Genomic DNA, 21,412 nt, shown 5'->3' on the forward strand with positions numbered 1-21,412 from the left:
TTATTAGGAACAACTCCTAAATCGTATAACACTTTATACCAGAAACGAGCATATAATAAGTGTAATACCGCATGTTCTGCTCCACCGATATATAAATCGACTGGCAACCATTCTTTTAATTTTTCAGGATCTGCAATTTGTTCTTGATTATGTGGATCAATATAACGAACAAAATACCATGAACTTCCTGCCCATTGTGGCATTGTATTTGTTTCACGACGTCCTTTTAAACCTGTCTTTTCATCTGTGACATATAACCATTCTTCAATAGCTGCTAATGGTGATTCACCTGTACCACTTGGTTTAATTTTATCTGTTTTTGGTAAGACTAATGGTAACTCTTCTTCAGGAACAGTAGTCATTGTACCATCTTCCCAATGAATCACAGGAATTGGTTCACCCCAATAACGTTGACGAGAGAATAACCAGTCACGTAAACGGTAACTTACTTTTGCTTCTCCAACGCCTTGTTCTTTCAACCATTCATTCATTTTTTCAATTGCATCTGCTTTATTTAAGCCATCTAAAAATTCAGAATGAATATGCACGCCATCTCCAGTATAAGCTTCTTGAGTAACATCTCCACCTTCAATAACTGGAATAATGTCTAATCCAAATACTTTTGCAAATTCATAGTCACGTTCATCATGAGCAGGCACTGCCATAATGGCTCCTGTTCCATAGCTCACTAATACATAGTCTGCAATCCAAATTGGAATTTCTTTTCCATTAACAGGGTTAATCGCATATGCTCCTGTAAATACCCCTGTTTTTTCTTTTGCTAATTCTGTACGTTCTAAATCCGATTTAGTAGCAACTGAAGCAATATAAGCATCCACTGCCTCTTTTTGTTCTGGGGTTACAATTTTTTGAACAAGTTCATGTTCAGGTGCCAACACATTATAAGTTGCTCCAAATAATGTATCAGGACGAGTTGTAAATACTTCAAAACTTTCTTCTGAACCTTTTACTTTAAATGTTACTTGTGCCCCTTTAGAACGACCAATCCAGTTTCTTTGCATATCTTTGATACTTTCTGGCCAATCTAAATCATCTAAATCTTCTAATAAACGATCCGCATAAGCAGTAATTTTTAACATCCATTGTTTCATTGGTTTACGATAAACAGGATGTCCACCACGTTCTGATTTTCCATCAATAACTTCTTCATTAGCTAATACTGTTCCTAATGCAGGACACCAGTTAACCGGTACTTCTGCTTCATATGCTAAACCTTTTTCTACTAATTTTGTAAAAATCCATTGAGTCCATTTATAGTAATTTGGATCTGTTGTATTAATTTCTCTGTCCCAATCATAACTAAATCCTAGTTCTTGAATTTGACGTTTGAAAGTAGCAATATTTTTCAATGTAAATTCAGCAGGGTCATTACCTGTATCTAAAGCATATTGTTCTGCCGGTAATCCAAATGCATCCCATCCCATTGGATGTAATACATTATACCCTTGCGCACGTTTCATACGTGAAACAACATCTGTTGCTGTATATCCTTCTGGATGCCCTACGTGCAAGCCTTGTCCTGATGGATATGGGAACATATCTAGTGCATAGAAATTTTTCTTTCCTTTATCTTCCGTAGTTTTAAATGTATGATTGTCTAACCAAAACTTTTGCCATTTTGGTTCGATTTCATGATGATTAAATGACATAATTTTACCCTCTTTTCCGGAAATACCTAAAAAAACGCCCTAATGCCTCTAAAGACAATAGGACGTTTCCACGTGGTACCACCTAATTTTATACTTAACATACCCTTAACGCGAGTGAAACGGAATTTCTTACTTCATTTCAGAAATTCAGCTAAAAGGCGAGTTCAAAACTTTTCAGGATGCATTTTCACCAACCATGCACTCTCTACTACAATCCAAATTTCTACTATTCCTTTGTTTGCTAATATTTACTAGCATTATATCAATTTATTTTGAAACAATCAAGACTTGTCCTGGCTGTATTATGTTAGAAGTTAATTGATTTAAAGATTTCAATTCATCTAATGTTAATCCGTGATTTTTTGCAATTCGCCATAAGCCGTCACCTGGTTGAACGGTATAAGTTGTTTCAGTACTTTCAATTGAGGATGCTGTTTCTTCTGCTTCTTCAGTTGAACTACTTGATCCTTCAGAAACCATTAAACCTTGACCCGGATGAATGATACTATCGACACTTAAGTGATTCCATTCTAATAACGTTGATAAAGAAATTCCGTGATTATGTGCTATACGGTATAATGAATCTCCACTATGAACATAATACATTTTTGCATTTATTGAAGGAGTCGTTTCTTCAGATGTTGCTGCTTCTTCTTGTCTCTCCTCAGCAGTTGATTCTGTACTTTCTTCATCTGTAGCACCTTCAGTATTCGCTGATAATGTTAGGACTTGTCCCGGATAAATGGTTGAGTTTAAACTTAATCCATTTAAACTTAATAAATCTTCAATACTTATCCCTGTTTTTCGAGCAATAGCGTATAAGCCATCTCCACTGACAACGGTATACGTTCCGCCTGTTGATGTTTGTTCTAAACTTGCTGCACTTTCTTCACTTGGTGTTTCTTGTGTTGAACTTGAACTTTCATTCTCTGTTGAAGAACTTTCTTCAGATGTAGTTTCTTGGCTATTTGCCGATAATGTTAACACTTGTCCTGGATATATGATTGAATTTAAACTTAATCCATTTAAACTTAATAAATCTTCAATAGCAGTTCCTGTTTTTCGAGCAATTGCATATAAGCCATCTCCACTGACAACGGTATACGTTCCACCTGTTGAACTTTGCTGAGTACTTGTTGAAGTTTCTTCATTTATAGTTTCTTCCGCAGCCTTCTCTTCTTTAAGAGCACTTTCTTCTTGTTTTGTTTCAGTAGATGCTGCTTTTGAAGATAATGCTAAAACTTGTCCTGGATGAATGATTGAGTTTAAATTCAATCCATTTAAGCTTAATAAATCTTGGATACTTGTTCCAGTTTTACGAGCAATAGCATATAAGCTATCTCCACTAACAACTGTATAACTATTTCCAGTTGTTGTAGTTGTTTCATTACTTGCAATTTCCTCTGCCATATTAACAGCAGTTTCCGTATCATATTTAGTTAAACCAAATTGTTCAATAATACGATTTAATTTTGAACCGTAAGCAGTATCCGTTGCGTAACGACCTGTTAAATAAGCTGTGGCATCTTGATAACTATTCGTCTTACTCTTCCAAGCTCCAGAATAAAATAATGGCGCCCCTGAAATTCCATTAACAATTTTATCAGCATAATCTTCTAATGATTCTTGATAAGATGGATATTTTCTAAAATCAGCTTGAATACTATAATAGTTTTGTCCACCACTATCTTCTAATGTTTGCATATTAACAGATTGTCCATTATAACTTCCTTTTACACCAAATAAATTGTGGTTTGGTGCTTTCGATAAAGCACTTGTTCCCCAACCTGATTCAAGAGCAGCTTGAGCAATCATAACAGAAGTATAAATATCTTTTCCTCTTGCTACATTTTGAGCTGCAGGAATAATATTTCGTAAAAATTGAGTAGCAGCAGTTGAAGCTTCTACTACACTAAAGTTAGCAGATAATAATTGATCAACAGGAGATACATATAACCCCACACAGGCTGTTGTCCCCATTACGATGAATGATCTTTTTAACGATTGATTCATCATTTGTACTTTTTGTGATTGTTTTTCTTTTTTAATTCTTAAAATTCGTTCATTTCTAGTCTCTAACATTTCTCAATCCTCCTACTTCATTCATTATCCATTATAGGAGAAACTTTTTTGATTCATAGGGGAACGTTGCACGAACAAGACATTCGTTGTATACTCTTAACAACTGTAAACCTTTTGTAATAAATGTTAAAAATTTGGTAAAGGAGTTTTACAAATGATTCAAAATGCCCAAAAATTCAGCCATTCCATATTACAAGAATGTATCAAACCAGGAGACTGTGTGATAGATGCAACAATGGGAAATGGAAATGACACCATTTTTCTCTCAAAGCTTGTTCAAAATGAAGGAAAAGTCTTTGCGTTTGATGTTCAAGAAGCAGCACTAATTCGTACAAATGAAAAAATTCAAGCATTAGACACGAAAGAAAATATTCAACTCATTTGTGATTCCCATGCAAATTTATCCACTTATATTCAACAATCGATTCAAGCTGCCATCTTTAATTTAGGATATTTACCCGGAAGTGATAAATCAATTATTACTACTCCCGACTCAACCATTCGTGCAATTGAATCTATAATGGAACGATTAACGATTAGCGGTCGCATCGTATTAGTGTGTTATTGGGGACATAAAGGTGGAGATACAGAATTATCACAATTACAACACTTTCTTCCGACATTAGACCAATATGAATGGACAGTGTTGCAGTATCAATTTATCAACCAACAAAACCAACCACCTATTTGTTTTGTCATTGAAAGAAAAAGATAAAAAACTTTTGCACTCGCAAAAAATAAGCAGCACCAAGAAGGGACAACACAAAAACACTTTTACAGGTTCTTATGTTGTCCCTAGGTTGTTTCTAGTAGACTATTATTTATAAATTTCTTTACGATGTCCTATTTCAACAGCAACTACTATTAAAGCATCGTCTTGTATTTCAGTGATAATTCTATAATTTCCAACACGATATCGCCAATAATCACTTAAATTAGCTCTTAAAGCTTTTCCATGTAATCTAGGATTCTCAGATCCATGAATATTCTTCATTAACCAATTAACGATTAATCTAGCTATATATTTATCCATCTTCTTTAATTGCTTTTTAGCATTATCAGTAAATTTAAGAGAATACATATTAAATACCTAATTCTGCTATTACTTCTTCTACATCGAAAAGCTCTAGCGTACCATTTGCTTTCTCTTTTTCATATTCAGCAATTACTTTTAAATCATGCTCTAATTCTATCTTTTCTAGCAGTGTTTGTTTAAATAGCGTTGATAATCCTACACCATTAAATTCAGCATAGTTTTTGAATAGTCGTTCTTCTTCTTTGTTTAAACGTAATGATATGGTAGACATGTATATTCCTCTCCTTCTCTGTATATACATTGTAACACGTGTCCGTTTACATTACAATTTATTGCACATCAAAATCTTGTCGGATCTGACATCTATTATTTTTCAGTTTCTCTCATTTATATATTTTATACTTTTAACTGATTCTGTAATGCTTGTGTAAGAACTTCGGAGTAATTGATACTTTGACAATCTGCAAGTCTCACTAGCCACTCAGGTACTGTAACATTCTTGCGAATTACCTTATTGTTTCTTATAAAGGGAGTTGGATCAGCAAGTATCATGCTAACAAATCTATTTTCTACTGTTAAAGTATTAATATCTGTTGGAGTTGGTAACTCCTTTCCCTCATCGATGTACAATGCTAACGCACTCTCTAACATTTCTTTCGCATTCTTCAAGTGAATCCCCCTGTGTTCCACCATGAAATTCTACCCAAAATCTACCATCATCTTCCTTATGAAATATTGCAGGATATGATTTCAACATACTTTCACCTCTACATCCTATTAAAAGATAACTAGATTTCCATCTCATTACATTAATTATCATACGCATAACACATATTTTGTCAAACGATTCAAATGCAAGACAATAAAAAGCCTAGTGCAGATGTAATAGCATCACCATTGCACTAGACTTATATTTTACTCGTTATTGATGAATCATTTGTTTTTTTACAAATTCTTGATAGTGAGGATGTGATTCTAATAATTCAGAGTGAGTACCTACTCCAGTAATCTTTCCATCTTCTAGGAAATAAATTTGAGTGGCATCTTGAACCGTTGATAGTCGATGAGCAATCATCACTTTTGTTAAATGACGATATTCCTGTTCTAGTGTTTGAATAATCTTATGTTCTAAAATACTATCCAATGAAGAAGTTGCTTCATCTAAGAAAATTAATTTTGGATTTCTTAATAAAATACGAGCAAATGCCAACCGTTGCTGTTGTCCTCCTGAAAAATTATCCCCTAATTCTGATACATTTGTATGAATTCCTTGTGGTAATGCAGTTACAAAATCATAAATTTCAGCATCTTTCAAAGCTTGATTAATAGCTTCTGTGCTAACTGTTTCCTTCAATCCCCACGTTAAATTATCTAAAATTGTTCCTGCTAATAATGTTTCATTTTGTGCAAGATAGCCTATTTGATTTCTATATTCTTGTAGATTCACTCCACTTAAATCAATAGAATTAATACAAACTTGTCCATTAATTGGTTGTATCATTCCTAATAAAAGACTTAACAATGTACTCTTTCCTGCTCCCGATGGACCAACAATCGCTACGGTTGAACCAGAATGAATTTCCATTGAAATATGATTTAATACTTCTGTTTCTTCATAACCAAATGAAACATCTGATAATTGGATTGTTGCATCTGATAAATCAATCACTTCTCCAGTATTTTGTTGAGATGTAATTGGTTTACGAATCAATTCTAATAAATCACTCATTGATCCTTGTAATTTAGATAATTCGCCTAAAAAACTACCGACAGAACTTGCAGGTGTTAATAACATGAAGATGTAAATTAAGAATGAGATAAATATTCCAATCGTCATCTCACCACTAGAAAGTAATAAGCCTCCAAATAAGAAAATGAAACTTAATACAATCGTTATAAAAAATAATGAAAAAGGCTGCATTAACGCTTCAAAGAATCCTAATTTTACAGATTGTTGATACAATTCTAAATATGACTCTTTCATCTTTTGTTTACTTTGTTCTGTAGCATTATTCGCTAAAAAGAATGTACGATTTCTAAAATACTCTCCTAATTGTCCAATCACTTTGATGGTTACTTTTTGTTCAGACTGACTAATATTAGAAACTAATTTACTCATTGGATTTAAGATTAAAAAGATTGAAGGAATTCCTAATAAAATGACAACAGATAATTTCCAATTTAAAATAAACAAGAAAATTAAAATACCTACAATCGTCACAATACTTTGAATAAAAGTTGGTAATTGGAAAACGATAAAGTTTTTTAATTTTTTACTCACTTCAATAATTTCACCAGCAGATTCTCCACTTCTTTTTTGAGCTTCTTGTTCGTTATAAAGAACACTCTCATAAGCTTTCATACGAAAATCAAGTACAATATTTTCTCCAATTTTTAATAACCCATAATGAGCACTGAATGATAATAATAACTGTACAAACAGAAGTGCAACAATAAGCATAACATTTTGAAAAATATTTTTCCCATCTCCATTATCTAATAATGACTGTACTAAATAGGGAATTCCTAAAGTCAATAAGCTCCCCACAATGCCAATCAACAACCATGGAATCATCTTTAATTTAATCTCTTTTGTTATCAAATTTTGCATAGAATTACCTCCACTCTTTTTTGTATATCGTTAGATATTGACTATAGAATATCATCTTTTTAATATTTGTCAATTACATTTTTTAATTTTTGATTAATTTTTCTAATGTTTTTTTAATTTTATATGTTTTAATATTTAAAAAAAGACTTTTGCACTCGCAAAAGTCTTTTTTTCTTCATTAATCATGAATTTTCTTGTTTTTCTCCATATTCGCCAGCATCAATTTTCGATACAGATGAATATTTATTTTCAATGCTAAGGCAGCAATTCTTCTTCCTTTTTGGAAAATAGTATTTTTTGCTATTTCAAAGGCATGTTGTTTCAAATAGTGACGCACTCTTGGATAATCTGCTAAATTTTCAAAATCATCTTCCATTAACATCTTATCTAAAATATAAAAATGCGCGTACGATAATCGAAAGAACGCTTCTTCTTCCAATTTCGGAAATTGCTGTTTTACTAAATCATAAAATTGTTGATAAATCGTAATATACACTAAATCACGTTCACGATAAGGATTTGTCGTAATACTTTGTTGTCGATGATAATAATAATAATACGGTTTTGTATTCACGACATATTTCTCAGCAATTTGCACTAATTGATAATGATAAAATGCATCTTCATAAATTTTTCCTACTGGAAATTTTATCTTGTCAGCAATTTCTTTTCGAATTAATTTATTACATATCGTACCGGGAACTTTTTGTCCAATTAAATATTCTCTTAAAAACTCTTCCTTATTCAATACTAAATATAAATCTTCTCGATCACATTGAGAAGTTTGGTTTGTAGTATAAACATTCATGACATTACAACTCGAAACATCTGCATTTTCAGCAATGAGTTGCTGATAAAGGGAATCAATCATTTCTTCATGAATGTAATCATCTGAATCTACGAACAATACATACTTACCTTTGGCATACTTTTGTCCTTCATTTCTTGCTGAAGATAAACCACCATTTTCTTTATGAATGACTCTTATTCGCTCATCTTGACTTGCTAATTCATCACAGAGATGTCCGCTTGAATCGGTTGCACCATCATCGACTAATAAAATTTCTAAATTTGAATAAGTTTGTGTTTGAATCGATTGAACACATTTTTCTAAATATTGTTCGACATTGTATACAGGAACAATGACACTAATTAATTCACTCATAGCTTATCCTTTCTTCAATACTTTATTTTTTACAGCATTAATGACATCATAGAAAATTTCATCTTTGACAAGTGCTAATACAACTACATAATAAATAACACAGCTAACAATTGTTACAAAAATATTGATCAGCAATGCCCCATTCACGACCATTTCAATTGGACGAATCCATGAAATCAACCCATAAATGATGAAAAATCCTGATGAATAGAGAACATATTTACCCGCATGAATAAACAGTCTTCTTAAATCGATTAACTGATTCTTATTAATTAATAAGATGTCTAATGTGATGACTAGTAATTCAGCAATAATTGTTGTTAAAATATACCATTCTGGTTTTGTGATCCCAACAGCAGCTAGAATAGAGTTCAACACTAAGTTTAATCCTCCACCGATAAAGTAGAACATCGTTAATTTATTTTCATAACCTTGGACAAAAATAATTTGATTTTCTAAAATTAATGCCATTGCCCATGGAATGGAACGAAGAGCAAATAGGAACACACTAAAGCTAGCATCTAAATATTGCTCCCCTGCATATAATACAGTCGCATGACTTGCTAAAATGGCTAATCCAAAATTTAACGGCGTAATACAGAACATAAAAATTCTTCCGCCCTTATTGACTAAATCATCATAGGCTTTCTTATCATTAATTCCTAAATAATACCCAAGTCGTGGAATACTAACACTCACGGCTCCACTAATGACTCCAGAAATAGAAAATACTAATGTTTGAGCAATCGTGTAATACGATACATATTCAGGTAAAGCAATGGAAGATAAAAACATTCGATCTAAATACGTATAAAGCATCCCAGCGTTTGCTAATAAAAGGATAGCAATTAACGGTTGAATGACTCCTTTAACATCTTTCCATTTCACGCCAACAAAGTGGACTTCTTTTTTTATCCAGAAGAAACTTGCTAAATAATTTAATAGTGTTGCAATGGACATTAAAAAGGCATACGGTACAATATCATGCTCTGTTTTTACAAATGTAAAAATAGAAACAAGCATAAAGATTCGAATAAATAAAGTCTTATACAAAATAAACGTATAATTTTCAAATGCTTCATTCATCCATTCAATATTTAAAAACTGCGCAAATACTTGTATCGCCATAATGTAATACAATGTTTTTAATACGGGAGCACCTTCCATTTGGAAAGTAATAATAAAATAGACAATCGTTGTTATAACGGTACAAAATAAGGAAATATAAAAGAGTAACGAAAAGATTCGATTAATTTCTTGCTTATTTTCCTTCGCCTTACTAATAGCTCGAATTCCATAATTATAAATTCCTAACGTTGCAAAAGGGATAAATAATCCAATGAAAGTATTCGTAATATTGAAATACCCATACTCTGTTTTATTTAAAATTCTGGCAATATAGGGACCTGTAATTAGTGGAAAAACAATATTTAATACTCGCATTAAAAGATTTGCGATAGCATTTACTTTAATATTTTTCATAATTCACCTCATTATACTGGAGATAGTATAGCAAATTCATACAAAGATAGAAACAAATATCCTAGATATTAAACAATTCATAAGAATTGAGAAGTTTTATTCCTTACTATCCTCTTCTACTATACTTTCATAGACATAAAAAGAAGGCTGGATAAACGTCCAACCTCTTCTTAGACTTAACTCCATTATTGTTCATCTTTACGATAAGCTTGTAATAGATGACTCTTATAATCAATTTCTTCTTGAGAAGGAACCGTCATATAGTCCCCATAAAATTGTGAAAGAAATACATCATATTCTTTTGGTGCAGGAACCATCATATCTTCAAACGGTAATTCAATTAATTCTTCAAAAGTTCCACGAGGAAATACTTCTTTTCGACCGTCTTTACCGCAACCGACAAGCCCTTCATATTGTCCATCTTCTTTGCGATATTTTTTAATTAAGGCATCGATACGATTCCCAAACCAACGTGGATTTACGATTCGTAGCGCATACCACATGATTTTACGGCAAATATCTTTTAACTGACTATCTCCATATTGGACATATTGTAATTTAATGTATGCAATCATTCGTAACGTTGCCATTAAATGCGCTTTGTCGATTAATTTGACATCATCATAACGTTCGATTGGGAAAACATCTACGAAGACACTTGTATCATGACGATCCACTTTAATATGATCTTCTACAACCGTACGTTCATCTGTCACTACTAAGAAGTTTTGGAAATACCAATCAGAAGTTTCCTTACTTAAAATTTTGTAATATGGATGTTGGTCTTTTTCAACTGCTTGAATAAATTTATCATATTCAGAACGATACATAGAAATATCAATATCATCATCCCATGGAATAAATCCTTTATGACGAACAGCTCCTAATAATGTTCCATAACTGACAAAATAGCGAATATCATTTTCCTTACAAATACGGTCAATGTATTTTAAAATATCTAATTGCGTTTGCTTTAATTCTTCTTTTGTTAAATACTTTGGCATCATGCTACTCCTCTTCTTTTAAATAAACTTCCAATTCATGCGGATTAGTTTGTTTTTCAATTGGAGGTAATGTTAAATAATCTCCATAATATTGTGTTAATAATCGGTCATATTCTTTTGGAATCGGGAAGACATGTCCTTCAAATTCTCCATCCACCACTTCATCGAAAATCCCTGCTTCAAATACTTCTTTTTCTTTTAATTTTGAAGCTAATAAACATTCATATTTTCCATTCGGTCTTGTATATTGTTGAATCACTTCTTCAATTTTATACGCAAATCTTCTTGGAGACACAGGTAATAATAATGTCCAGAAAAATGTACGAATGATATCTTTGATCAAACTATCTTTGTACACAATATTTTTATGCTTACTGAATGATAATAACTTGAAACTTTCTAATTGATAAGTTTTATCTACTGCTTTTAAATCATCTATTCGATCATACGGGAAAATGTCGATAAAAATTCCACTCTTATAAGTTTTACGATTTCTAGTATCTGTAATAACTGTTTGGTTATCCACTACTTTAATAAAATTATTAAAATACTCTTGATTTGTCTCTAAAGATAAAATGTCATATTGAGATGAAGAAAATTCACGTTTAAAACGTTCATAATCTTTTCTTGGCATCATAATATCAATATCATCATCCCAAGGAATAAATCCTTTATGACGAATCGCACCGATTAATGTTCCATAATTAAGAAAATAATGAAGTTTTTCCTTTTTACAAAACTCATCTACGGCTAAAAGAATGGCTAATTCTCTTTGTTTAACTTCTTCTATCGTTAATCTTTTCATTTAAAAATCCTCTTTTATTCAGATATTCCTTGATGATTATAGCACACCAGCGCAAAACAATAAATACACAAGGAATTATTTGAAAAAGTTACAGTAAAAAAATTAATTTTGGAAAAAATTTCGTATATAATAAATAGAAAGACAATCATAAAACTCAAGGAGGTGAGAAAAATGCAACATACAACTCAGGGATTAAAAGCAGCAGCTGAAATGTTAAACAATTTAACAGAAGAAGAAATTAGACTTGCAGAAGAAATTGAAAGAAGACAAAACGAATTTAAGCAAGTATTAGAATTTTATTATGAAAATGGTCGTGAAGAAGGAATTGAAATCGGCGAAAAACAAGGAATGATAAAAGGACAACTTCTATTGTGCTTCAAATTAAACTTACCAATGGATGAAATCCAAAAACATACTGGTTTATCATTAGAAGAAATCGAAGCCTTCAAAAAAGAATTACATTAAACATACAATCACTCCTAAAAAAGAGCCTTTCGTTTTCTCATCGAAGGCTCTTTCAATTTAATTATTTTCCTTTTACAATCGTTACGTCTGTATAAGCATCTACTTTAATGACACTTGCACTTGTTTCTTTTGTTTCAGGTTTTTCTGTTATTTTAGCTCCATTATTCAACATGATGTCATATTTTCCATCAAATGTTTGAGGAACATTCACTTTGACTTCCCCACTAACGGTATCTAAAAATACTTCATAAGGGTCAGCATTTTTCGCTAATTCAACCGTAATTTTTAATGTATCTTTTCCAAATTGAGAAGTATATAATCGAAATCCATGTTTTGAAATTGGAATATACAATCCTTCTTCGTTTGATTTTGTATCTTTAATCGTATTCACAGAAGTTTTTGAGATTTTTCCTGATACAGTTACTTTTGTTTGAGGATTAGAAGTTTCTACAATCGATAATTCCACATTTTGCTCTGTTCCATAAATTTCTACTTTTTGTTTCGCATTTTCTTGTAATTCCCAAGTCTGTGTAAAATCAAAATCTGTTTTTGCATTGCTATAAGTCATATAAAATGCAAAAGCTACAATAACTAGGAAAAAAACGATAAATGGTAAAATTTTCTTCATAAGCTTTCTCCTTACTTAAATTCTCGTTCATTAAATAAATAATAGCTAAAAATAATGTATAACACACTGAAAATAAGTGCAATCATAACGGATAACGTTAAAAACTCTCCACTACCTGTAACAGCCTTTAATTGGTTGAAGAGTAAAAAGTGATTTAATAATTCAGGGTCAATTACATTTGCCATCGAAAAACTTACTAAATTATCAAATAAAATGACAATGACTACATAAATTAATTGCGCATAATTCACCTTATCTACATAATTAAAAATGAAAATAGACAAGAACATCATACATAAATAATAAGGATATTGGTACACTGCGATATTCCACACTGTCGATAGAGAAATACCATCTGCAAAAATACCTCTAAATACCGCTACAGATAAATAAGCTACTAATAAATGCACTGTTGAATATAAAATCGTCGTCACAACTTTATAAATAAATAAGGAAAACCGACTACCGGATTTAATAATTTGTGTATTAATCGTTCTAGATACAAAGTCTTCTCCCCAAACGAATAAATCTACTGCAATGAATAATAAGGGAAGAAAAGCTGTTGAAGTCGATAAAGTGAAGATGACTCCAGTATCCCCACTCTTTTCTCTCATCACAAATGTAAACAAGAATACTAATAAGACACATAGTAAAAGTGAGATAGAAAAGACTCTTTCTTTTCTAATTTTATAAATATCTGCTTTAAAATTTGACATCATTACGCTTACCTTCCTTCAACCAAATTAAAATAATATTCTTCAAAAGAAACTTGTTCTTTATAAATTTCAAAAATTTCAATCTGATTTTTTCTTAATACATCAATCATCTGATTAATCGTCAGTGTTGTATTTGTCACTTCAATTTTGTCAGGTAAAAGAGTACAGTCACAATCATTTGCTGTTAAAATTTCAATCGCTGTATGATTTGATGCTGTTGAAACAATAATTTTATTAGCTAATGAAGATAGGATAGCTAATTTTGAGTCTTCCTGAATAACTTTTCCTTTACTCATAATGACATAATCATCTGCAATAAGATCTAATTCAGATAAAATATGACTAGAAATTAAAATCGTAATATTAAAATCATTTTTTAAAGTTGCTAAAATATCACGAATATCTTTAATACCTTTTGGATCTAATCCATTAATCGGTTCATCTAAAATTAATAATTTTGGTGAATCAATAATCGCTAATCCTATCGCTAATCGTTGTCTCATTCCTAATGAAAAATCTTTGGCTTTTTTCTTTAGATCCACATCGGCTAAGCCTACTAAATTTAATACTTCCTCAATTTTTTCATGGGAAGGATTTTCTCCACATAGTAATAATTGATAGTGTAAGTTATCATAAGCGGAAAGATTCAAATGAAGAGCTGGTGCTTCCACAATCGAACTTAGTTTACATCCTTTTAGTCCAACAATTTCTCCAGAATCTTGTTTTATTAGCCCAGAAATAATACGAATTAATGTCGTTTTCCCTGCTCCATTTTCACCAATCAAGCCACAAATTCTACCTTCATAAATATTGAACGATACATTATCTAAGGCATGATGTTTCGCATATCGTTTATGAATATTTTTCACTTCGATTAAAGGTTGAGTCATGTATTCACCTCGTTATATTAGAAATTTAATACTATAAATGTAATACTATCATATTTTATGAAAGTTACAAGAAAAAAAGACCCTCCGAAGTAGCATAATGTTCAGAGAAGTCTATATAACCCTATATTTTTACATTAGATAGATAGTTTAACTTCTTTAAAGAATTCATTCATGGTGATACACCTAATTCCTAATTGTTGACAAATATCAGGTATTTTAACACTCTTACTAGGATTCTTAGTATTAAGATTAACATTTTTCACTTCATTCGTTACAATTGTAACCTTCTCTTTTAGAGCAATAGCAATTAACCATGGATCTGCAATCTTTACATTTGTCCATCCTTTATTCTCATCTAAAGCCAAATCATTATAAAATGGACTGTCTTGAATATGTTGTAGTACATACGCCCATTCATTAACAAAATTTTTATGATCTACAATTGCTTTTGTATAGTGAGTATTCAACCAGTTTTTAAACCAATCATCTTGATAATTTTCTGAAATAACTATATCGGGTATTATCACTTTAGAGTTTAAAATATCTATTAGTTTCGTCCAAAAAGTAGGAAAAAATTCCAAACGATAATATCGATCATAGAAATTAATATAAATATTGGAATCTAATAAATACATCATACTACTCCCTCACTTAATTTCTTATACCCTTTATATCCAACACCAACAATACTAAATGCTTCTGTAAATGAAATCTTATTTTGTACAACAGCATTATTCACATGTCTAAAGAAATTATGATCGATTCTAAATTGGAGATTAATATTATAATTGCCACCATTTGAACTAGTTTTTAAATTTGAATATTTATTAAATTCATCGTTTAATTGACTTTTTAATGATTCATACTGTTTTTTTGAAATCATTGATAAATCATGTAAACGTCTTAAAATAACAAACTTACTAACCTCACATCGTTTAGCTATAGCTTCCAAATTATCCTCAATACTCATTTGATGGCTATACATTTCAATTAGTAAACTTTTTGGTACTAGAATTTCAGCTGTTATTGAATTAATGACTGCTTCTGTCTTTATTCTATTAATCATTTCATTAGTCTCCAATAAATCGCTATCACCAAATAACAAATGAACAAATTCATGGATTAAAGTAAATAAGCGTCCAGCCTTAGAATCTAACTGATTAATAAAAATAATAGGAGCCTTTTTATCTGCTAAAACAAATCCTCTAAATTCTTTAAGGTTTAATGGTCGATGAGTGTTATCTTTAAATTTTCCATTTAAAAATATAAAAACACCTAATTCTCCTATAACTTTTCTATAATATTCAAAGCGATTATGCGTAATTTCCTCTCCTAAAAGAGATTTTACTTTTTCAATAATATCTTCTTTATTATCATTCCAGTCAAACATCCCCACAAAGGAACAATCCTGTTCAATTACTTCTCTTAAAAAATCTTGTTTTTCTTGCATTTCAAGAATGGTATCTTTCAATTCTGAACTCATTTCAGATAGCACTTGAGAATCTAAAGTTCTAAAATCAACTTTTAAAGGATTCGGAGTAATTGTTTTCTTTAACATTAATAAACCTGTTGGAACATTTATTAGTTTAGAAAGTAATACTAATTGATTAAAAGTAGGTCCTAATTCTCCAGACAAAATACTATCAATTTTATGTATTTTATTCCTCAAAATTTCGATAGGTATATTAGAATTACGAATATAGGATAATAGAACTTCAGTACTTACATTTAAACGTTGATTCATAATACACCTCCTACTTTTTTACATATTTTACCAAAACATTTCTATAAATTCCACAAAAAAAGACCCTCTGAAGTAGCATAATGTCCTTTGCTACTTCAGGGAAGTCATAATTTCTTATCTATTCTTTTTCTGCATGAGTCTTCCCTTGTGCTTTTGCTTGGGATTCGCTCATTTCTACCACTTTTGCTTGATTCGTTTTTGCTGGCATTCGTTTTTTGTCATACCAATAAACGGTTGCTTTTCCTTCATTAGCAACGTACACGGTACGATCATTTTTGTTCTTAGATTCAGGCTTAGTTTTTTCTTGTTTCTCACTTTGAATACTCGCTTCTGCCAAGCCAGTTTGATAATCCAATTTTCCATTTGGTGCATCATTATTCAAAATAACTCGTGTAGTTCCATCTTCATTCACTTCTTCAAGAGAAGTATTAAATTGAATTGGAATCAATCTTCCATTTGCAGAGATTCCAGCATATTGTAATTCTACTTGACGTGGAATTAATTCTGAATCTGTATAAAGTGGTGTTACTCGATAATCGAGCCACGCATTTTTATTTTGTTTTAACCATGCCGCTAATTTTTCTTCATAAAATAACATGGCAACAGGATTTTTCTCATCCGTTCCTGTCATACTTCCCGTGTTTAAATAAGCAGTCATCGGAGTTAAATTTCTCAACTCATCATTTAATCCACTAAATTGATATCCGACTAAATGTCCACGATTCATAAACCATGCTTCTTTTCCTGAATAATCTACTGGGAATTTAAAGTTATGCCAACCAACTGGATCAACATTAATTTTGCTTTCTCTTTGTTCTGTTGGCTTATCATCATATCGTAATTGAATATGTGCCTGAGTTGAGCGTTTATAAGAATCCAATTCTCCTAATACCAATTGTTTTGCTCGTTTAAATGGTAACAGAGAATCAGGCAAATTTGGTGATTGCTCAACCTGAGCAGTTGTCGTATTGGTTCCTTCTTGCTTATCTTTTTGAGTATTCGATGAACAAGCAGCAAATGTTAGAGCCGTCATCCATAAAAGAAAAAGTTTAAAAAAACGATTTTTCATATCATTCTCCTTTTATTTTCATTCCTACCAACGAATTGGAGTTTGTCCTTGTTGAATTAAAATGTCATTCACTTTACTAAAAGGCTTACTTCCAAAGAACCCTCGATAAGCAGATAAAGGACTTGGATGCGGAGCTTTTAAAATCACATGATTCGAATTTGTAATTAGTTTTTCCTTATCCTGAGCTGGTTTACCCCAAAGGATAAAAATCACTGGATGCTTCAATTCATTTAAAGACTCAATGAGACGATTGGTTAATCTTTCCCATCCCATTCCTTTATGACTATTTGCATTTCCTTCTTCTACTGTTAAAACGGTATTTAACAATAATACTCCTTGTTTTGCCCAATGAGTTAAATCTCCTTCTGTTGGAAAATCTCCCCCAATATCATCTTGTAATTCTTTATAAATATTTTTTAGGGATGGAGGAAGTGGAATTCCTTTTTGAACAGAAAAGCTTAATCCATGCGCTTGACCAAATCCATGATAAGGATCTTGTCCTAAAATAACGACTTTCACCGATTCAAATGGCGTAAGTTCTAGAGCATTAAAAACATTCTTTTCTTCAGGAAATACTCTGACTTCTGCTCTTCTTTTTTGAACAAAAGCTTGTAACTCCTGATAATAGTCTTTATGCATTTCTTCTGCTAAAATTTCATCCCAAGTCGTCATCATTCATCCTCTATTTTTTGATAAATTTCAAAGGTATGTGGATAAATATTTTTTTCATCCACTGTTCCATCCATACTTTTGACTTTTACAAATTTTTCCCATGGAAAATCATGTGGAAAATAAGTATCACCATCAAATTGTTCATGAATTTTTGTGCAATAAAGTGTATTCACTTGATGTTTTAAAGAATCAAATAATACAGCTCCACCAATAATATAAATATCTTCATGTTTGGCATCTTCGATTAACGTTTCAACATCCGTAATCACTTCTGCTCCATTAGCATCATAATCCTCTACATTAGAAACAACAATACTATGTCTTCTTGGTAATAATCTCTTCCCCATACCTTCAAATGTATTGCGCCCCATTACAATCGTTTGATCTAAAGTTACTTCTTTAAAAAATTTCCAATCATTTGGTAAATGCCACGGTAAAACTCCTTTTTTACCAATCACACCATTTTCATCTTGTGCCCAAATATAAATTAACATGCAATTTCCTCCTTTAAACTAAACAGCAATTGGTGCTTTAATCGTTGGATGACATTCATATCCTTCTAATACAACGTCTGAAACTTCTAAATCATATAATGATTTTTCAGGATGTTTTAACACTAATTGTGGTAACTCATACGTTTCACGACTTAATTGAAGATCCACTTGTTCTAAATGATTTAAATATAAATGCGCATCCCCTAATGTATGAACAAACTCTCCAACTTCTAATCCAACTTCATTTGCAATTAAATGCGTCAATAATGCATAACTCGCAATATTAAATGGCACACCTAAAAAGACATCTGCACTACGTTGATATAATTGACAGCTCAACTTACCATCTGCAACGTAAAATTGAAACATTGTGTGACATGGAGGTAATGCCATACTTGGAACATCTTCTGGATTCCATGCAGATACTATTAATCTTCTTGAATCAGGAGATGTCTTCAACATTTCAATGACTTGCGCTAATTGGTCAATCGTTTCTCCCTGAGTTGTTTTCCAATGTCTCCACTGTGAACCATAAATATTTCCTAATTCTCCATATTTTGCAGCAAAGTCGTCCTCATTTAAAATTCTTTGGCAAAATGTTTCTAATTCTTTTTCATAAACTTCTTTAAAAACTGGATCTTGTAAACTTCTACGACCAAAATCTGTCATATCTTCTCCAGTGTAATCATGAGACTCTACATAACGTTTAAAAGCCCACTCATCCCAAATATGATTATTATGTTGTAATAAATAACGGATATTTGTATCTCCTTTAATAAACCATAATAATTCACTTTTAATAAGTCCAAATGGAACTCTTTTAGTCGTTAAAATTGGAAATCCTTTTGACAAATCAAATCTCATTTGATACCCAAAAATACTTTTTGTCCCTGTACCAGTACGGTCTGATTTTTCGATTCCTTCTTGTTTAATTTTTTCTAATAATTCTAAATATTGTTTCATCTGATGAACTCCCTACTGTTAAACTAACTCAGCTAAATATTCCCATCGTTCGTAGGAATTAGCTAATTCTAGTTCTAATGTTTCTAATTGTGTTTGTAATTCTTGTAATTTAGCAAAATCTTGTGCTTGTTGATTCATTGCTTCTTGAATTTCTTCAATGGATGCTTCTAATCCAGCGATTTTCCCTTCGATTTCTTCCCATTCTTTTTTCTCATGATATGTCATCTTTTTAGCTTTTCCTAGTGTGGAAGCTTTTGGGGTTTCTGTCACTTTTGGAACTTCTACTGTTTTAGTTTCTTCTACTGTTAAGTCCCCTTGTTTTTCTAGGAAATCACTCATAGAGCCATAATACAATTCTGTATTTCCTTGTCCTTTAATGACAAATAATTGATCCATTGTTTTATCTAAAAAATAACGGTCGTGAGAAACTACGATGACTGCGCCATTAAATTCTTCTAAATAATCTTCTAAAACGGTTAATGTATCAATATCTAAATCATTCGTCGGTTCGTCAAGTAATAAAACATTTGGCTTCGTCATTAATAGGCGTAATAAATATAATCTTCTTCTTTCTCCACCAGATAATGTTCCAATTAATGCTCCATGCATATAGCGAGGGAATAAAAATGTTTCTAATAATTCTGTAATCGAAGCTACTTCACCATTTTTTTGTCTTACTTCTTCGGCATATTCTCTTAAATATTGCACTAATTGCTTATCCATTGGAATATCTTCATCTTGTTGTTTATAGTAAGCTAAGCGAACCGTATCTCCAACAGTCATTTCTCCCTCACTAAATGGATACAAACCAGCAAGAGCATTTAGGAATGTAGATTTTCCAACTCCATTTTCTCCAACAATTCCAATTCTGGCTTGGCTTTGAATAATCCACTCTAATGAACGAACAATTGACTGATTTCCAATTTGTAAGCTGACATCTTTTAATTGAAATACTCGTTTTCCGATTCTTGTTTGATCAAAACGAATGGCTAATGATTCTTTAGAATCTGTTTGTTTCACTTCTTTTTCTAATTGTTCAAACCGTTGAATTCTAGCTTGTTGTTTTGTTGTTCTTGCTTTAGCACCTTGTCTCATCCATTGTAATTCTTGTTGATATAAACGTTGCTGTTTATGAGACATTTTTTGCGCAATTTGTTCTCGTTGAGATTTTTGTTCTAAATAGGATTGATAATTCCCATCATACACTTCAATTCTCCCTTGAGTTAATTCAAACATGTGGTCTACAACACGTTCTAAGAAATAACGATCATGGGTTACTAATAATAAAGAACCTTTGTACGAAGCTAAATATTGTTCTAACCATTGAATGGCTTGCATATCTAAATGGTTTGTCGGTTCATCTAATAATAATAAATCCGGCTCTTCCATTAACACTTTGGCAAGACCTACTCGTTTCTTTTGTCCACCAGATAATGTAGAAATTTGTTGATGAATATCTTCAATTCCCACGTGCTGTAAAATGGATTTTATTTTCACTTCATATTGCCAGCCATCCACTTGATTCATTTTTTGTTCCAATGCTTCAAATTGTTTTAAATATTTTTCATCTTGTGGATGCTGTTGTAATTGTTCGACACTCCATTCATAATCGTGAACTAATCTCAATAATGGATTATCTGATTGATAAATAGCTTCAAATACCGTATGTTCAGGATTTAAAGAAGGATTTTGTGAAAGATACCCAATTCTAAAATCATTTGAACAAGTAATCGTACCACTTTCTGCTTCATCAATTCCGGCTAAAATATTTAATAGTGAGCTTTTTCCTGTACCGTTTTGACCAATTAAGCCGACATGTTCCCCTTCATTAATAATGAACGAAACGTCTGCTAATAATGTTTTAGCACCATATGCTTTTTTCAAATGATCTACACGAAAATCTTTCATAATACTCT

At 31.5% G+C, this 21,412-nt stretch carries 21 protein-coding genes, 1 pseudogene and 1 other annotated feature; of the genes and pseudogenes, 2 read left to right on the forward strand and 20 right to left on the reverse strand.

From position 1 onward, the window contains the following. Together leuS and RWL86_RS04915 are read right to left on the reverse strand one after the other, a co-directional pair. Nucleotides 1–1,670: leucine--tRNA ligase (leuS, locus tag RWL86_RS04910; protein ID WP_314077464.1), on the reverse strand; the 1,670-nt coding region annotated here is incomplete at its 3' end. Between the two features lie 55 nt (nt 1,671–1,725). Further along, nucleotides 1,726–1,918: a binding site (T-box leader), on the reverse strand. A gap of 19 nt (nt 1,919–1,937) precedes the next feature. Continuing rightward, on the reverse strand, nt 1,938–3,752 hold the full coding sequence (locus RWL86_RS04915) for a LysM peptidoglycan-binding domain-containing protein (protein WP_314077466.1): 1,815 nt from the start codon (nt 3,750–3,752) through the stop codon (nt 1,938–1,940). Nucleotides 3,753–3,906: 154 nt separating this feature from the next. Here RWL86_RS04915 and RWL86_RS04920 point away from each other — a divergent pair, with 154 nt between their 5' ends. After that, nucleotides 3,907–4,467 (forward strand): class I SAM-dependent methyltransferase, encoded by a 561-nt coding sequence (locus RWL86_RS04920; protein ID WP_314077468.1) that lies wholly within the window; start codon nt 3,907–3,909, stop codon nt 4,465–4,467. Between the two features lie 102 nt (nt 4,468–4,569). Here the strand turns inward: RWL86_RS04920 and RWL86_RS04925 are convergent, their stop codons facing one another. From RWL86_RS04925 to RWL86_RS04960, 8 genes and pseudogenes are all read right to left on the reverse strand, one after another. Further along, nucleotides 4,570–4,833, reverse strand: a complete 264-nt coding sequence (locus RWL86_RS04925) for a type II toxin-antitoxin system RelE/ParE family toxin (protein WP_314077470.1) — start codon at nt 4,831–4,833, stop codon at nt 4,570–4,572. A gap of 1 nt (nt 4,834) precedes the next feature. Further along, a complete protein-coding gene (gene relB / locus RWL86_RS04930) occupies nt 4,835–5,059 on the reverse strand; it encodes a type II toxin-antitoxin system RelB family antitoxin (protein ID WP_314077472.1) in 225 nt (74 codons plus the stop codon). 125 nt (nt 5,060–5,184) lie between these two features. Further along, nucleotides 5,185–5,545 (reverse strand): annotated as a pseudogene (locus tag RWL86_RS04935) (type II toxin-antitoxin system HicB family antitoxin). A 165-nt stretch (nt 5,546–5,710) separates the two neighbouring features. Continuing rightward, the gene (locus RWL86_RS04940) at nt 5,711–7,399 is read right to left on the reverse strand and encodes an ABC transporter ATP-binding protein (protein ID WP_314077474.1); all 1,689 of its coding nucleotides are present in this window, start codon (nt 7,397–7,399) and stop codon (nt 5,711–5,713) included. Nucleotides 7,400–7,577: 178 nt separating this feature from the next. Further along, nucleotides 7,578–8,564, reverse strand: coding sequence for a glycosyltransferase family 2 protein (locus RWL86_RS04945; RefSeq protein WP_314077476.1), 987 nt, complete (start codon nt 8,562–8,564; stop codon nt 7,578–7,580). Nucleotides 8,565–8,567: 3 nt separating this feature from the next. After that, complete coding sequence (locus tag RWL86_RS04950; RefSeq protein WP_314077479.1) at nt 8,568–10,046, reverse strand: oligosaccharide flippase family protein; 1,479 nt, start codon at nt 10,044–10,046, stop codon at nt 8,568–8,570. 185 nt (nt 10,047–10,231) lie between these two features. Then, complete coding sequence (locus RWL86_RS04955) at nt 10,232–11,050, reverse strand: LicD family protein (protein ID WP_314077527.1); 819 nt, start codon at nt 11,048–11,050, stop codon at nt 10,232–10,234. Nucleotides 11,051–11,054: 4 nt separating this feature from the next. Beyond that, nucleotides 11,055–11,855 (reverse strand): LicD family protein, encoded by an 801-nt coding sequence (locus RWL86_RS04960; protein WP_314077481.1) that lies wholly within the window; start codon nt 11,853–11,855, stop codon nt 11,055–11,057. Nucleotides 11,856–12,026: 171 nt separating this feature from the next. Here RWL86_RS04960 and RWL86_RS04965 point away from each other — a divergent pair, with 171 nt between their 5' ends. Continuing rightward, nucleotides 12,027–12,320: a hypothetical protein gene (locus tag RWL86_RS04965; protein ID WP_314077483.1), complete on the forward strand. Its 294-nt coding sequence runs from the start codon at nt 12,027–12,029 to the stop codon at nt 12,318–12,320. A gap of 61 nt (nt 12,321–12,381) precedes the next feature. Here RWL86_RS04965 and RWL86_RS04970 read toward each other — a convergent pair whose 3' ends face one another. From RWL86_RS04970 to RWL86_RS05015, 10 genes are all read right to left on the reverse strand, one after another. Then, entirely contained in the window at nt 12,382–12,948 is a 567-nt protein-coding gene (locus tag RWL86_RS04970; protein ID WP_314077485.1) for a hypothetical protein, read from the reverse strand. An 11-nt stretch (nt 12,949–12,959) separates the two neighbouring features. Continuing rightward, nucleotides 12,960–13,667, reverse strand: coding sequence for a hypothetical protein (locus RWL86_RS04975; RefSeq protein ID WP_314077486.1), 708 nt, complete (start codon nt 13,665–13,667; stop codon nt 12,960–12,962). A gap of 5 nt (nt 13,668–13,672) precedes the next feature. Then, the gene (locus RWL86_RS04980; protein ID WP_314077487.1) at nt 13,673–14,554 is read right to left on the reverse strand and encodes an ATP-binding cassette domain-containing protein; all 882 of its coding nucleotides are present in this window, start codon (nt 14,552–14,554) and stop codon (nt 13,673–13,675) included. Between the two features lie 134 nt (nt 14,555–14,688). Further along, the gene (locus RWL86_RS04985; RefSeq protein ID WP_314077528.1) at nt 14,689–15,189 is read right to left on the reverse strand and encodes a DUF4411 family protein; all 501 of its coding nucleotides are present in this window, start codon (nt 15,187–15,189) and stop codon (nt 14,689–14,691) included. After that, nucleotides 15,189–16,298, reverse strand: coding sequence for an ImmA/IrrE family metallo-endopeptidase (locus tag RWL86_RS04990; protein ID WP_314077489.1), 1,110 nt, complete (start codon nt 16,296–16,298; stop codon nt 15,189–15,191). Before RWL86_RS04990 ends, RWL86_RS04985 begins: the two co-directional genes overlap by 1 nt. A 118-nt stretch (nt 16,299–16,416) precedes the next feature. Beyond that, nucleotides 16,417–17,367, reverse strand: a complete 951-nt coding sequence (locus tag RWL86_RS04995) for a DNA/RNA non-specific endonuclease (RefSeq protein ID WP_314077491.1) — start codon at nt 17,365–17,367, stop codon at nt 16,417–16,419. 24 nt (nt 17,368–17,391) lie between these two features. Beyond that, on the reverse strand, nt 17,392–18,042 hold the full coding sequence (locus RWL86_RS05000; protein ID WP_314077493.1) for a uracil-DNA glycosylase: 651 nt from the start codon (nt 18,040–18,042) through the stop codon (nt 17,392–17,394). Then, the gene (locus RWL86_RS05005) at nt 18,039–18,533 is read right to left on the reverse strand and encodes a dihydrofolate reductase (protein WP_314077495.1); all 495 of its coding nucleotides are present in this window, start codon (nt 18,531–18,533) and stop codon (nt 18,039–18,041) included. The genes RWL86_RS05000 and RWL86_RS05005 overlap by 4 nt, the downstream gene beginning before the upstream one ends. 18 nt (nt 18,534–18,551) lie before the next feature. Continuing rightward, nucleotides 18,552–19,496, reverse strand: a complete 945-nt coding sequence (locus tag RWL86_RS05010; protein WP_314077497.1) for a thymidylate synthase — start codon at nt 19,494–19,496, stop codon at nt 18,552–18,554. 18 nt (nt 19,497–19,514) lie between these two features. Continuing rightward, nucleotides 19,515–21,404 (reverse strand): ABC-F family ATP-binding cassette domain-containing protein, encoded by a 1,890-nt coding sequence (locus RWL86_RS05015; protein WP_314077499.1) that lies wholly within the window; start codon nt 21,402–21,404, stop codon nt 19,515–19,517. Between the last annotated feature and the right edge of the window lie 8 nt (nt 21,405–21,412).

The sequence above is a fragment of the uncultured Granulicatella sp. genome, assembly GCF_963515095.1.
In the GTDB taxonomy this organism is placed as follows: domain Bacteria; phylum Bacillota; class Bacilli; order Lactobacillales; family Aerococcaceae; genus Granulicatella.